The sequence below is a fragment of the Cupriavidus sp. F041 genome, from assembly GCF_057814235.1.
Genome location: NZ_JBVASY010000001.1, coordinates 628,468 through 642,264 on the forward strand (window position 1 = coordinate 628,468; position 13,797 = coordinate 642,264).

12 protein-coding genes are annotated in these 13,797 nt (G+C 67.7%); 3 read left to right on the forward strand and 9 right to left on the reverse strand.

The window, feature by feature from the left end; genetic code table 11:
• From ACZY0R_RS02845 to ACZY0R_RS02880, 8 genes are all read right to left on the reverse strand, one after another.
• Entirely contained in the window at nt 1–1,230 is a 1,230-nt protein-coding gene (locus tag ACZY0R_RS02845) for a GGDEF domain-containing protein (protein WP_488857036.1), read from the reverse strand.
• Between the two features lie 278 nt (nt 1,231–1,508).
• On the reverse strand, nt 1,509–2,237 hold the full coding sequence (locus ACZY0R_RS02850; RefSeq protein WP_045239828.1) for an IclR family transcriptional regulator: 729 nt from the start codon (nt 2,235–2,237) through the stop codon (nt 1,509–1,511).
• 101 nt (nt 2,238–2,338) lie between these two features.
• Nucleotides 2,339–3,952 (reverse strand): FAD-binding oxidoreductase, encoded by a 1,614-nt coding sequence (locus ACZY0R_RS02855; protein WP_488857037.1) that lies wholly within the window; start codon nt 3,950–3,952, stop codon nt 2,339–2,341.
• A 21-nt stretch (nt 3,953–3,973) separates the two neighbouring features.
• Nucleotides 3,974–4,441, reverse strand: a complete 468-nt coding sequence (locus ACZY0R_RS02860) for a hypothetical protein (protein ID WP_488857038.1) — start codon at nt 4,439–4,441, stop codon at nt 3,974–3,976.
• A gap of 212 nt (nt 4,442–4,653) precedes the next feature.
• On the reverse strand, nt 4,654–5,436 hold the full coding sequence (locus tag ACZY0R_RS02865; protein WP_488857039.1) for an anti-sigma factor family protein: 783 nt from the start codon (nt 5,434–5,436) through the stop codon (nt 4,654–4,656).
• Entirely contained in the window at nt 5,433–5,972 is a 540-nt protein-coding gene (locus ACZY0R_RS02870) for a sigma-70 family RNA polymerase sigma factor (RefSeq protein ID WP_488859484.1), read from the reverse strand. Before ACZY0R_RS02870 ends, ACZY0R_RS02865 begins: the two co-directional genes overlap by 4 nt.
• A gap of 46 nt (nt 5,973–6,018) precedes the next feature.
• Nucleotides 6,019–6,174: a hypothetical protein gene (locus ACZY0R_RS02875; RefSeq protein ID WP_200876776.1), complete on the reverse strand. Its 156-nt coding sequence runs from the start codon at nt 6,172–6,174 to the stop codon at nt 6,019–6,021.
• Between the two features lie 360 nt (nt 6,175–6,534).
• Nucleotides 6,535–6,891, reverse strand: a complete 357-nt coding sequence (locus ACZY0R_RS02880) for a hypothetical protein (protein ID WP_488857040.1) — start codon at nt 6,889–6,891, stop codon at nt 6,535–6,537.
• Between the two features lie 45 nt (nt 6,892–6,936).
• Between ACZY0R_RS02880 and ACZY0R_RS02885 the strand changes: the two genes are divergently transcribed.
• From ACZY0R_RS02885 to ACZY0R_RS02895, 3 genes are read left to right on the forward strand one after another with little or no spacing between them, the layout of a single operon-like run.
• Entirely contained in the window at nt 6,937–8,187 is a 1,251-nt protein-coding gene (locus ACZY0R_RS02885) for an efflux RND transporter periplasmic adaptor subunit (RefSeq protein ID WP_488857041.1), read from the forward strand.
• 15 nt (nt 8,188–8,202) lie between these two features.
• The gene (locus tag ACZY0R_RS02890; protein WP_488857042.1) at nt 8,203–11,403 is read left to right on the forward strand and encodes an efflux RND transporter permease subunit; all 3,201 of its coding nucleotides are present in this window, start codon (nt 8,203–8,205) and stop codon (nt 11,401–11,403) included.
• A gap of 1 nt (nt 11,404) precedes the next feature.
• Nucleotides 11,405–12,919, forward strand: a complete 1,515-nt coding sequence (locus tag ACZY0R_RS02895; protein WP_488857043.1) for an efflux transporter outer membrane subunit — start codon at nt 11,405–11,407, stop codon at nt 12,917–12,919.
• Between the two features lie 32 nt (nt 12,920–12,951).
• On the opposite strand, the gene ACZY0R_RS02900 is transcribed toward ACZY0R_RS02895, so the two are convergent.
• A complete protein-coding gene (locus ACZY0R_RS02900; protein WP_488857044.1) occupies nt 12,952–13,722 on the reverse strand; it encodes a class I SAM-dependent methyltransferase in 771 nt (256 codons plus the stop codon).
• Nucleotides 13,723–13,797: the final 75 nt, after the last annotated feature.

The following is a 13,797-nucleotide window of genomic DNA, read 5'->3' on the forward strand; positions in this document are numbered from 1 at the left end:
CTACCGGCTCGGCGCGTGGGCTGAGTCGCCCACGTCGCCAGGTACCGGCCGCGTGGCCGGCGCCATCCAGGACGCCAGCGCATAGCGGTCCCGGCCGAACTCCTTGGCCGCATAGAGGGCTCGGTCGGCCGCAGCGAACAGCGCGCGCCACAGGCCTTCCACCCCCGCCGCCCCGCCCCGCAGTTCGGCCACGCCAATGCTCACGCTGGCGAAGGCCGTCCCGTCGCCGGGCAGCGGGATGGCACGCACTTTCTTCAGGATGCGGTTGGCCAGCGCCGTGGCCTGGCCTTCATCGGTATGCGGGCAGAGGATGCAGAACTCCTCGCCGCCGTAGCGGCCGGCCACATCGGAGGCGCGCCGCGAATTGTCGATGGCCTCCGCAATCAGCTTGAGCACGCTGTCGCCGGCATGGTGGCCGTTACGGTCGTTGACCTGCTTGAAATGATCGACGTCGATCACCAGGCACGACAAGGGCTGGCCGTGGCGCTCCCATGCCGCCACCAGGCTGGTAGCCGCCTTGTCGAGCGCGCCGCGGTTGAGCAGGCGCGTCAGCGCGTCCAGCCGGGCGCCGTCTTCCTTGGCGGCGATAACCTGCTCCATCGCCATCAGCGTGAAGCCGAACAGCCCCAGCAAGGTAGCCACAAGCGGCGTCAGCAGCAGGAATCCGTCCGCACTGCTGGCGTAGAACGGCCCCGAGGCCACCGCGCCGTTCACACCGGCGGCGAAGCCGGCCAGTTGCGTCGTCAGATGCATCAGGCTGGCGACCACCACCAGCGGCGTGCCGATGCTGCGCCGGCCGCCGTGGGCGCACAGCAGGGTGACCGCAGTCAGCGCGGCCACCAGGGCCAGGCAGCCATAGCCGATCACGTGCATGCGCGCCTGGCTGTTGGCCATGCCGGCGACCCCGAGCAGCGCCAGCCCGGCCACCGACACGCCCACTGCCAGCGAGCGGTCCCACGAGACCAGGCCGCAGTAGATCCGCACGCCACGGTAGATCAGCAGCCTGCCGGCGATAAACGTCGCCGCGCCCGCGGCGCTGACATAAACCAGGCGCGCCGACGCATTGGCGGCCAGCACCAGTCCGGCCGCCGACACCAGCAGGTGCCCCCATGCCCACAGGCGCCCGGCGGCGCTGGGACGCAAGGCCGCCAGGAGGCCCGCCGAAATGGCCAGCGCGCTGGCGTACACAACCACCATGACGACGACGATCGTTTGCTGGTCTAACTGCACGGGATTCCTTTGAAGATACCGTGTTGCCGGTGACGTTGACGGGAATGTGCGGGGGCGGGGGCGGCCTGGATACCGGGTCAATTTCGCAAAGGCGCATGATAACGTCACGGGGCCCCACAGGGCACCCCCGACAAGCCGGGCATGGTTGTCCCTGACAAACATCGTTGGTTTCGTGTCAGGTTCGGATGGAGAAAGTGATGCCGCGCTAACAGCGAACCGGCGCGCGACCGGCGACCGTGGCAAGTGGCAAGCGCCAGCGAGGGCTGGATCCCCGGGTATCAGACAGGAAACGGGAAGGTGCCCCCCAGCGCCACGGTCAGGTCACGCGCCGCAAGCAGCACATGCGGGCGAAAACCCTCGTCAAAGCGCGGCGTGGGGCAAGTCAGCGTCAGCGCGCCCTTGAGCTGGCCGTCCGGACCGAACACGGGCGATGACACGCCGGCAATGTCCGGGATCCGGTCGCCGACCAGCGCGGCAACGCCCTCTTCCCGGATCTTCTGGTAGATCTCTCCCCGCGCGCCGCTGAATGCGCGCAGCACACGGCCGCCGGCGCCGCGGTTGCGCGGCAGCAGCTCGCCCGCCTTGGCGTGGTCGCGCACCGGCTGCGGCGAATCGACACGGTACAGGCACAGGCGATGCTCGCCCTGCTCGACGTGGAAGGCGGCGCTCTCGCGCGTGGCCTGCACCAGTTGGCGCAGCACGGGCATCACCACCATCTCCAGCGAGAAGGAGGCGGAATACACCGAGTGCAGGCGCGCCACTTCGGGCCCCAACCCATAGCGGCCATCGGTATGGCGCAGGATCAGCCGCGCATGTTCGAGCGACGCCAGCAAGCGCAGCAGCGTGCTTTTGTACAGGCCCGTACGCTGTGCCAGTTCGACCAGGCTCAGCGTGGTGTCCCCAAGATGAAACGCGGAGAGCACATAGAGGGCCCGGTCCACGGCTACGGCGCCGCCTTCCGCGGCATGTTTGTCGGCTTCGGATAGCTGGGCAGCTTTACGTGGCATGTATGTTGAAACAGGAAACAGGACAGGAAAGATTGGAAGTGGCAGGCGAAGGAACGGCATATCCGCACACGGTTCCACGGTATAGAACGGTACCAGCCTTGTCAATTGCCCCCGCCGCCCTGCGCGCGGGGACGCCGCCCGCGTGGCCAGATGCCCTGCTTCCCCGGCGCCAGCGTGCCCGCCGGGTCGAGCGCATCCTTGACCCGCTCGACCAGCCGCAGCATGGCATGCCCGTTGAAATCCTGCTGTGCCGCCACGCGGTCCATCAGGTCCAGATGGGCGCGGTACAGGCCGTAGCCTGCGGCGCCCAGTTCGCCCGCCAGCCGGTGCGCAAGCGCGCGCGCCTGGCTGCGCTGATGCGGGTCGGCACGATCAAAGATGGCGGCGAAGATGTGATGCAGGCACCGTGGCGCCGCGGTGAAGCCACCGTAGTAGTCGAAGCCGTGCACCGCCGCGCGATCGCGCACCAGCAGGTATTGCCGCATGGCATCGGCACCGGTGGCCGGGCACAGTGGCGAGATATCGAGGTGCGCGCCGTCGCCGCCGCACCACGCCAGCATGCGCATGGCCGACAGGCCGGGCACGCCGAGCAGGCCCAGCGCGCCTGCGCTGTCCGGCGGCGCGCTGGCCACGCCGGCGGCGTCGTACGGCCAGGCCCGCAGGCGCGCGCCGCGAATCGCGCCGAATGCCTTGCGCGCGATGCGCCAGCGCGCCTGCACCAGCGCGGCCGGTCCGTACAAGCCGAAACGCAAGTTCCACCAGCCGATGTCCAGCGTGCGGATCATGGCTTGCAGCGCTGTTGCCGGCATGGGGCCGGCACCGTCATACCAGTCGCTGCGCGCCGACACGCCGGCGGCCCAGCGCACGGCGCTTTCGATCACCGCCGGCCCGTGCACGACCTCGGCCAGCCGCAGCGGGCGCAGCGTCTCAACCACCCGTTCCAGGTCGGATTCGCGGGCAAAGCTGGCCTGGCACAGCAAGACCGTCTCCGGCGCGGGCATCAGCCAGATGCCCATCTTGGTGACAATGCCGAGATTGGACTGCATGAACAGGCCATCGATGCCAGGGCCATAGCCGTCCCGCTGCAATTGCCAGGCCATGCCGCCGGACAGCGCACCCATGCCGGTGCGCACGATCTCCCCGCTGGCCAGCACCACTTCCATGCCGCACTGCATGGCGGCGTGATCGCCATAGGGCGTGACGCCAAACCCGCGCTCCAGCGTATTGCCGATCACGCTGCCCCAGCCGACCGCCGGCGGATCGATCCACAGCGCAATGCCTTCGCGGCGCAAATGCGCGTGGAGATCGAAATAGCTGACGCCCGGCTCCACCAGCGCATAGGCCAGCGCTGGGTTCACTTCGAGAATGCGGTTCATGCGCCGCAGGTCGAGCACCAGCGTGCCGCGCTGCCGCGGCGCGGCGCCGCCGTAGCCCAGGTTGCGGCCAATGGAAACCGGCCAGAGCGCAAGGCCCGCGGCGCTTGCCACGCGCAGCGCGTCCTGCACTTGGGCAACGCTGGCCGGCAGCAGCACGGCGGAGGGGGCGAAGGCCCCCGGACCTTCATCGGGCAGTGGCGAGTAGGGATCGAGATAGGCGGCGAGGTCGGAGGGCGCGGACAATACCGCGCCCTCCCCGAGCACCGAGGCGAAATCATCCAGGGCCCGCGCGAACCGCGCCGCGGAACAGTCCGGCGGAAGCACCTGTTTCGCATTCACGTCCGGCGCCGGCCTCCCTCCTTAATGGTGGCGGCCACCGCCACCGCCGCCCCCATGGAATCCACCCTGGAATCCACCGTGGAACCCGCCCTGAAAGCCACCGCGCATGCCGCCATGGAAGCCGCCCCCCGCGTGCGCGAAGGACATGTGGTGCATGTGGTGAAAGTGATGAAAGCGGTCAACGAAGATAAAGCTCGCGCCAAAGCCGACACCGACCGGCGCCCAGTACCACGGATCGACGTAGTAAGCCGGCTGCGTATAGATCATCGTGCCGCCGGAGCTTTCCACCATCTGCCAGGAACCGTCCGGTTGCAGGCAGGCCAGCCCGACCACTTGCTGCAGGTAGCCATCGATCTCCACCTGTCCCGCCATCTGCTGGCAGGGCGAGGAATAGCCGTTCCATGCGTCAGTGGCCATCTGCGCTGCGGCCGGCACGCTCAAGCCGAGGCCGGCAAGCAATGCCGCCACGGCACCCAGAGCTTTTCCCATGATGTCATCCCAGGGAACGAACGCCCGACGTTTGCGACGCGCCAGGGCAATGCCCAAGACACATCCCGCGGCACATCGGTTTGCCTGCAGGACCCGCTGGCGCGGCTGGCGCACGCGCCGGCCGCGCCTGCACTACGTAAACGGATTGGCGCCCCCGTTTATTCCCCTGTTCATGCCACGCTGCCTGCGTCGTCAAAGCGCGCCGCGGATCGCTATCGCCACGCCTCCGGATGCCCTCCCAGGCTGGCGCAGACATCGCCGGCGATGGCGCGCAGGCGAGCTTCGCCCAGTTGGCCTGACAGCGCATAGCCGGCCCCGCCGCTGACCCAGTAATAGGTGCGGCGGTCCGCCTGGCGCAGCAGGCCGAGCGAGGCCGAAGCCGGCGCGGCCGGCGTGATGTACAGCGTGAGCCGCTCGCCGGCCGCGTTCTGGTACATCAGTTGCGCAGCCGGGCCGGCGTCGCCCACAAGCAGCCGGCCACCCAGCAGCGCGAATCCGTATTCGTCCAGCGACGGGATGGTCAGCGTGCGCGCGAGCCGGCGCGACAGCCAGGTCTGCAAGTGTGGCTGGTCGGCAGCCGCCACCTCGACCGGATGGCGCTGCTCGGGCGCGAACACCGCGTAGGCGGCATCGGCGTGGCGCGCGAACTCGCGGGGATCGGCGCTCGCACCGGGAAGCCAGGCCACGCCAAGGGCCAGTGCCAGTCCGGCCAGCGCCCAGCCCATCGCGGCAAGGGCACGGCGCCACCAGCGCGGCCGCGCCCTGACCAGCACATAACGCAGGTCGGCTGGCAGCGGAAACAAGGCCTTGAGCGCGGCATTCTGCTGGCGATAGTGCTCCGCCAGCATTGACGCCTGCGCGTCATGCGCCAGCGCCGCGCGGGCGGCCGCCGCTTCGGACTCCGGCAGTTCGCCGTCCACCAGCGCGCACAAGCGCGCTATCGCCTCGATATCCGGTGCGGGTTGGCCGGAGCCAGTTTCCCGATCGTCGTTCATGGCGTATTTCTCACCACCCTGAGCGGCACGTGCCGCTCGCTGTTTCCACCTGCGCCGCCGGTGCCATCGCCAAGCCATGCGCGCAAGTGCTCCCGCGCCCGCGACAGGCGCGACATCACGGTGCCAGGCGGCACCTGCAATACCGCGGCGGCCTCCTGGTAGCTCAAGCCCTCCAGCACGATCAGCAGCAGCACTTCACGCTGCTCTGCCGGCAGCCGGTACAGCGCGCGTTGCACATCGCGCAGCAAGAGCCCGTCGATTTCGCCTGCCGGGGCCTCCTGCCGCTGCCACAGCGGGTCGGCCTCGTCCACGGCCACTTCGCGGCGGTGGCGCAACTGATCGATATAGAGGTGGCGCAGCACGGTCAGCATCCAGGCCCTGACGTTGCTGCCCGCGCGCAGGCGGCTGCCCTGGGCGATCGCGCGCTCCGCTGTGTCCTGCACCAGGTCGTCCGCCCACGCGGCGTCGCCGGTGAGGGCGCGCGCATAGCGCCGCAGTTGCGGAAGCCAGACCGCTATGTCATCGCCAAAGCTCACAGCTGACAAGACATGGGGCACGCATCCCGATGCATCCGCGCGGATCTCAGTACCCGCCGCCGCCCATGCCGCCGGTGCCGCTCGTGCTACGGCTGCCGTCGCGCGAGGCCGATGACTGGCCGGACCCGCCGCCATCCGAAGAGCAGGCCGCCACCGCCATCAACGCCAGCAGCAATGCTGAAACCAGTCGGAGCGCTTTCATGTTGGTCTCCTTGGCGGCAGGCCACGCGGCGGCGGCATCGGCCGATGCCGCATGCGCCACGTCCGGCTGCGCGCATGCCGCCGCCGGTCCTGCCCAACAGGTAAACGCATGGCGCCCCGGTTTTATTCCACCACAGGGGGGTGCGTCGCTGTCCGCCGCCGCAATCGCGGCGTATCGCCGACTTCCGCACCAGGCTCGTGCGGCCCGCGATACGTCGCGACGTTCCTTGCATTGTCATGCAAGTGATCTAGAGTGATGTGATGCGCCATTTCGCCCCGCCGTTCCGCCCCATCCTGCCCTGCTGTGACGGTGAATAAATTGTCACAGCGCTTCACGGCATGACGGCATGACGGCATGACGTCACGATGATGTGATCGAGCAATGGTTGGATTGAGTGCACTGACACAGGCTCGCATTCAGTTTGCGGAAATCACCTTCCTCCACCTCGTTCGCCCTGCCATTTCCCATGGCCAGGTCAGGCATCAAAGCTCTCACGGCCTTTCCCGCGCGCCGTGCGAGGCCTCCGGCCATCGCCGCCGTCCTGATCGCGGCCACGACCGATAGCCGAACCTTCAACGATGGCCTTGCGCCGCGCAAAGCCGGAATGGCTGCCGCGTTGCTTCCCCGGCGCCGGCCAGCGCCCCGCCGCGCCGCATCCGTCACCGTGCCGTCAAGCCGCGCTGCCGGCCCGGTCCGGCGGGCATCCGGCGCATGCATGTATTCGTGTCTCCAGTCCCCTACTACCGATTCCGAGGTTCTTTCATGCGCATCGAGCGGGTTCCATTTCGCCATATCAGTGCGGTGACGATTGCCTTAGTGCTTGCTGCGTGCGGACAGAAGCCAGCTGCGCCGCCGCCCCCGCCGCTTGAAGTCGGCGTCGTCACCGTCAAGCCGGCCTCCGTGCCTGTCACGACCGAATTGCCCGGCCGCACCAGCGCGTTCCTGGTAGCGCAGGTGCGCGCGCGGGTCGATGGCATCGTGCAGCGCCGGGAATTTACCGAAGGCTCCGACGTCAAGGCCGGACAGCGCCTATACAAGATCGACCCGATGCCCTACATTGCCGCGCTCAACAATGCCAAGGCAGCGCTGGCGAAGGCGCAGGCCAACGTCGGCACGCAGCAAGCGCTGGTCCAGCGCTACAAGATACTGGTGGGGGCAAACGCCGTGAGCAAGCAGGACTACGACAACGCCGTTGCCGCACTGGGCCAGGCGGTGGCCGACGCGGCAGCGGGCAAGGCGGGCGTGGAAACGGCGCAGATCAACCTGGGCTACACCGATGTCACCTCGCCGATCACCGGGCGCAGCGGCGTGTCGCAGGTCACGCCGGGCGCTTACGTGCAGACCAGCCAGGCCACCCTGCTGACCACCGTGCAGCAAATGGACCCGATCTACGTCAACCTGACGCAATCGAGCGTGGACGGCCTGCGGCTGCGCCGCCAGATCCAGGAAGGCCGGCTGCAGACCAGCGGCGCCAACGCCGCCAAGGTCACACTGCTGCTCGAAGACGGCCGCACCTACCCGCAGACAGGCCAGATCCAGTTCACCGACGTGAGCGTCGACCAGGGCACGGGCTCCGTCACGGTGCGCGCGATCTTTCCGAACCAGGACCGGGTGCTGCTGCCGGGCATGTTCGTGCGCGCACGCATCGACGAGGGCATAAACGACAAGGCCGTCGTCGTGCCCCAGATCGGTGTCACGCATGACCAGAAGGGACAGGCGATAGTGCTCGTCGTCGGCCAGGACAACAAGGTGGCGCAACGCCAGATCGCCACTTCGGGCACGTTCGGCAATGCCTGGGTGGTGGACAGCGGCCTGCAGCCGGGCGATCGCGTGATCGTGAACGGCGTGGAAAAGGCAAAACCCGGCATGACGGTCAAGCCAGTCGAGGCCCAGGTGCCGGCGCAGCCGGCCTCCGCCGCGCAGGCAATGCCACCCGCGAGCGCACCCGCGGGATCCGCTACAGCGGCGCCATCGACGGCGTCATCCCCGTCTTCCGCCCCGGCCGCGCGATAAAAGGGAGCCGCCTTCATGGCAAATTTCTTTATTGACCGGCCGATCTTTGCGTGGGTGATCGCCATCATCCTGATGCTGGCAGGCCTGGCCGCCACCGTCACGCTGCCGATTGCCCAATACCCGACGATTGCCCCGCCTGCCGTCCAGATCAGCGCCACCTATCCCGGCGCTTCCGCGAAAACCGTCGAAGATACCGTCACGCAGGTGATCGAGCAGCAGATGAGCGGCCTCGATCACCTGCTCTACCTGTCCTCCACCAGCGACGACTCCGGCACGGCCACCATCACGCTGACTTTCGCGGCCGGCACCAATCCGGACATTGCGCAGGTCCAGGTACAGAACAAGCTGCAACTCGCGACGCCGCTGTTGCCGCAAGCCGTGCAGCAGCTGGGCACCAAGGTCACGAAATCGAGCAGCAGCTTCTTGCTGATCCTCGCCTTTGTGTCCAGGGACGGCAGCATGGGACGCTACGACCTCGCCAACTACGTGGCTTCGAAGGTGCTGGACCCGGTCAGCCGGATCGACGGCGTCGGTACGGTGACGCTGTTCGGCACGCAATACGCGATGCGCATCTGGCTGGACGCTACCAAGCTGAACAACTACAGCCTGACACCGATCGATGTCAGGAACGCGGTCGCGGCACAGAACGTGCAGGTAGCCGGCGGCAGCCTGGGCGGCACGCCGTCGGTGCCTGGCCAGATGCTGCAGGCCACCATCACGGAAGCCACGCTGCTGCAAACCCCTGCGCAGTTCGGCAATATCCTGCTGAAAGTGAATACCGACGGCTCGCAGGTGCGCCTGAAGGATGTGGCGCGGATCGATCTTGGCGGCGAGAACTTCAACTTCGACACCAAGTACAACGGCCAGCCGACCGCGGCCTTCGGTATCCAGCTCGCCACCGGCGCCAACGCAATCAGCACGGCAAACGCGGTACGCGCCAAGATGACCGAGCTGCTGCGGTACGCGCCGCAGGGCGTGGTGGTGGAGTATCCGTACGACATCACGCCGTTCATTACGCAGTCGATCGAGGAAGTGATCAAGACCCTGATCGAGGGCATCGTGCTGGTGTTCCTGGTCATGTACCTGTTCCTGCAGAACCTGCGCGCCACGCTGATCCCGACGATCGCGGTGCCGGTGGTGCTGCTGGGGACGTTCGCGGTGATGTCGGTGGTGGGGTTTTCAATCAACACGCTGTCGATGTTCGGCATGGTGCTGGCCATCGGCCTGCTGGTGGACGATGCGATCGTGGTGGTCGAGAACGTCGAGCGGATCATGGCCGAGGAAGGCCTGTCGCCGCGCGACGCGACGCGCAAGGCCATGGAGCAGATCACCGGCGCGCTGGTCGGCGTGGCCCTGGTGCTGTCCGCGGTGTTCGTGCCGGTGGCCTTCTCCGGCGGCTCGGTGGGCGCGATCTACCGGCAGTTCTCGCTGACCATCGTCTCCGCCATGGTGCTGTCCGTGATGGTCGCGCTGATCCTGACGCCGGCGCTGTGCGCGAGCATGCTCGAGCCGATCCCGAAGGGCCATCACGATGAAAAGACCGGCTTCTTCGGCTGGTTCAACCGTACGTTCGCGAAGAGCCAGCAAAAATACCGTGGCGGCGTGGTGCTCGTGATCCGGCGCTCCGGCCGCTGGCTGATCATCTACCTGATGGTGATCCTGATAGTGGGCTTCCTGTTCGTGCGGCTGCCCAAGGCGTTCCTGCCGGAGGAGGACCAGGGCACGATGTTCGTGCTGGTGCAGGCGCCGGTGGGATCCACGCAGGAGCGCACCGCCAAGGTGCTGCTGGATGTGCAGCAGTACCTGCTTACCAGCGAGAAAGACGCGGTCGAGGCAGTGCTGACGGTGAACGGCTTCAGCTTCGCCGGCCGGGGGCAGAACTCCGGCCTGGTGTTCGTGCGGCTGAAGGACTACACGCAGCGCCAGTCCGCGAACCTCAAAGCCCCCGCCCTGGTCAAGCGGATCTTCGGACATTTCGCCGGGTACAAGGACGCCAACGTGTTCCCGTTGAATCCACCGTCGATCCCGGAGCTCGGCACGGCCGCGGGTTTCGACTTCGAGTTGCAGGATCGTGCCGGCCTGGGCCACGAAAAACTGATGCAGGCGCGCGGTATGCTGCTCGGCATGGCGGCGCAGGACCCGATGCTCGCGCAGGTTCGCCCGAACGGCCTGAACGACACACCACAGTTCAAGGTCAACATCGACCGCGAAAAAGCCAATGCGCTCGGTGTCAGCGCCGCGGACATCGACCAGACTTTCTCGTCGGCATGGGCTTCGCTGTACATCAACAACTTCCTCGATACCGACAACCGGATCAAGAAGGTCTACGTGCAGGGGGAGCCAAGGTTCCGCATGAATCCCGAGGACCTGAACAGCTGGTACGTGCGCAACGCGTCCGGCGGGATGGTGCCGTTCGGGGCCTTCGGTTCGGGGGCCTGGATCTATGGCTCTCCCAAGCTGGAACGCTTCAACGGCATTCCGGCGATCGAGATCCAGGGTGCGGCCGCTTCCGGCAAATCCACCGGCCAGGCGATGAACGCCGTGGAAGCCATCGCCGCCAAACTGCCGCCCGGCATCGGTTACGAATGGACTGGCCTGTCGTACCAGGAGCGCCAGTCCGGTTCACAGGCGCCGATCCTCTATGGCATTTCGATTCTGTTCGTGTTCCTGTGCCTGGCCGCGCTGTATGAAAGCTGGTCGATCCCGTTCTCTGTGATCATGGTCGTGCCGCTCGGCGTCCTGGGCGCGCTGTTGGCCGCCACCCTGCGCGGGCTCGAGAACGATGTGTTCTTCCAGGTCGGCCTGCTGACCACGGTGGGCCTGTCGGCCAAGAACGCCATCCTGATCGTGGAATTCGCCCGCGACCTGCGCGACCAGGGCATGAGCACCATCAATGCGGCGGTGGAGGCGTCCCGCCTGCGCCTGCGCCCGATCCTGATGACATCGCTCGCCTTCATCCTTGGCGTGTTGCCGCTTGCGCTCAGCAACGGCGCGGGCTCGGGCAGCCAGCATGCGATCGGCACCGGCGTGATCGGCGGGATGCTAACGGCGACCTTCCTGGCCATCTTCATGATCCCGATGTTCTTCGTCGTGATCGGCAAGTTCAGCAAGACCAAGGCAACGCCGGGGACACCTCCCCCGCCATCGCCGTCGTCCGGCCAGCCTGACCAGCCGGACAGCAACGGCGACGCCGGCATGCACAGGGAAGGACACTGAGATGCCCAGATTCGCCTCGATCACGACCGCCGTGGCCATACTGGCCGCCGGCTGCACGCTCCAGCCACACTACGAGCGCCCGGCTGCCCCCGTTGCCCCGGCCTTCCCCACCGGCGGCGCCTACGGCCAGCAGCCCGCCGCGAGCGACACAGGGAGCGGCGCGGCGGCGGCGCCGGCAACCGATATCGGCTGGCGGGATTTCTTTGCCGATCCGCGTCTTCAGCGCCTGCTCGAGCTGGCGCTGAAGAACAACCGCGACCTGCGCGTGTCGGTACTGAACATAGAAGCGGCGCGGGCACAGTACCAGATCACGCGCGCTGCGTTGTTCCCCTCGGTCAACGCGGTGGCCTCGGAAACCCGGGCGCGCACGCCGGCGAACCTGACGGCCGCGGGCAGGACCATTGTGGCCCAATATTCGGTCGGCCTAAACGCGTCGTGGGAAATCGACTTTTTCGGCCGTATCCGCAGCCTTTCGGACCAGGCGCTCGCGCAGTACCTGTCGCTGGCGGAAAGCCGCAAGGCGGCGGAGCTTGCCCTGCTGTCTTCGGTGGCGAACCAGTATCTCGCCATGCTCGCCTTCGACGATGCGCTCGCCGTCACGCGCGCCACGCTGGTGACGGCCGAGGAGTCGTTGCGCATCACCAGCCTGAAGTTTGATGTAGGGACCGGCTCGGAGCTTGACCTGCGGCAGTCCGAAGGCGTCGTCGAGCAGGCGCGCGCCAACCTGGAAACGGAAGCCCGGCTGCGCGCGCAGGCGGAGAACGGGCTGGTGCTGCTAGTGGGAGAGCCATTGCCGGAGGACCTGCCGCCGGGCCTGCCGCTCAACAGCCAGGCCCTGCTCGCCGATATCCCGGCGGGCCTGCCGTCCGACCTGCTGACGCGGCGCCCCGACATTGCCGCCGCGGAGCAATTGCTGCTGGCCGCCAACGCGAACATCGGCGCGGCGCGCGCGGCGTTTTTCCCGCGCGTGACGCTCACGGGCAATGCGGGCACGCTCTCGCCGACGCTCGGGGGCTTGTTCAAGCCCGGTTCCGGTGCGTGGTCGTTCGCGCCGCAGATTACCCTGCCGATCTTTCAGGGCGGCCAGAACGTGGCGGCCCTGGACCTGGCGCAGGTACAGAAACGCATCGAGATCGCCAGCTACGAGAAAGCCATCCAGACCGCCTTTCGCGAAGTGTCCGATGGCCTGGCCGCGCGCGGCACCTTCGACAACCAGATCAAGTCACTGGAACGCTTCACCGGCTCGCAGGAGCGCCGGCTGGTGCTGTCGGACCTGCGCTATCGCAACGGGGTGGACAGCTACCTGAGCGTGCTGACCGCGCAAAACGACCTCTACAGCGCGCAGTTGCTGCTGATCAACGCGCGGCTGCAGCGGTTGACGAACCTGGTCGATCTCTACCAGTTCCTCGGCGGCGGCTGGATCGAACGTGCGGGCGACACGCCGCGCCCGGCCGACGCGCCGGCCGACTACAGCATGACCGCACCGGCCCCGGCGCCAGGGGCGGCCAACCCATAAGCTACCCCTGGCCCGCGACCGGCCCGCGCCTGCTACCCCAGCCGCTGGCAGCTATACGCCTCGGTCCGGTAGGGAAACGCCACGCTCGGCTTGCCGGCCAGCGCCGGGCTGCCGTCGATCACGGCCTGCAGCCGTGCGCGCACCGCATCCTGCTGCGCCGGCGGCAGCGAGGCAATGAAACTGACCGACATCACGCGGTCCACGACCACCTGCTGCGCGGGACCGGCATGCTCGTAGGGGAAGGCGGACAGGGACAGTTCGCCAAAGCCGGCCGCCGGAAAGACCGCCTTCCAGTCGCCTTTGTAGAAGCGCGGCGCATCGCCCTCGAACGGCGTCATGATGGCGGTGAGCCGCGCCACCCAGTCGACCGATTCGTCGCGTACGTTCCAGACCAGGCCGAGCTTGCCGCCCGGGCGCAGCACACGGCCGATCTCGGCCATGGCGGCGCTGTTGGCGAACCAGTGGAACGCTTGCGCGCAGACCACCGCATCGACGCTGGCGCCGGGCAGAGGGATGGCCTCGGCGGTGCCCTCTAGCGCCTGCACCGAGGGCAGCGCGGCGCTGAGCCGGGCACGCATGGCCGCAACCGGCTCGACCGCGATCACAGTGGCGCCGGTAGCCAGCAGCAGGCGGCTGAACTTGCCAGTGCCCGCGCCCAGGTCCAGCACGGTCTTGCCGGCCCGCAGGCCAAGTTCCTGTTCCAGCCAGGCGCCAAGCGCCGGCGGATAGTCGGGGCGGCCGCGGGCGTAGGTATCGGCCTGGCTGGAAAAACCCTGGGCGGCGGCGTGATGGATGTCGGTCATGGGTGCGCGATTCTCTGAGTGCGTGGGACGGGCACTCCGGAGCGCCGGCAAGCGTGCAGGCGCGGCTCGGGAAGT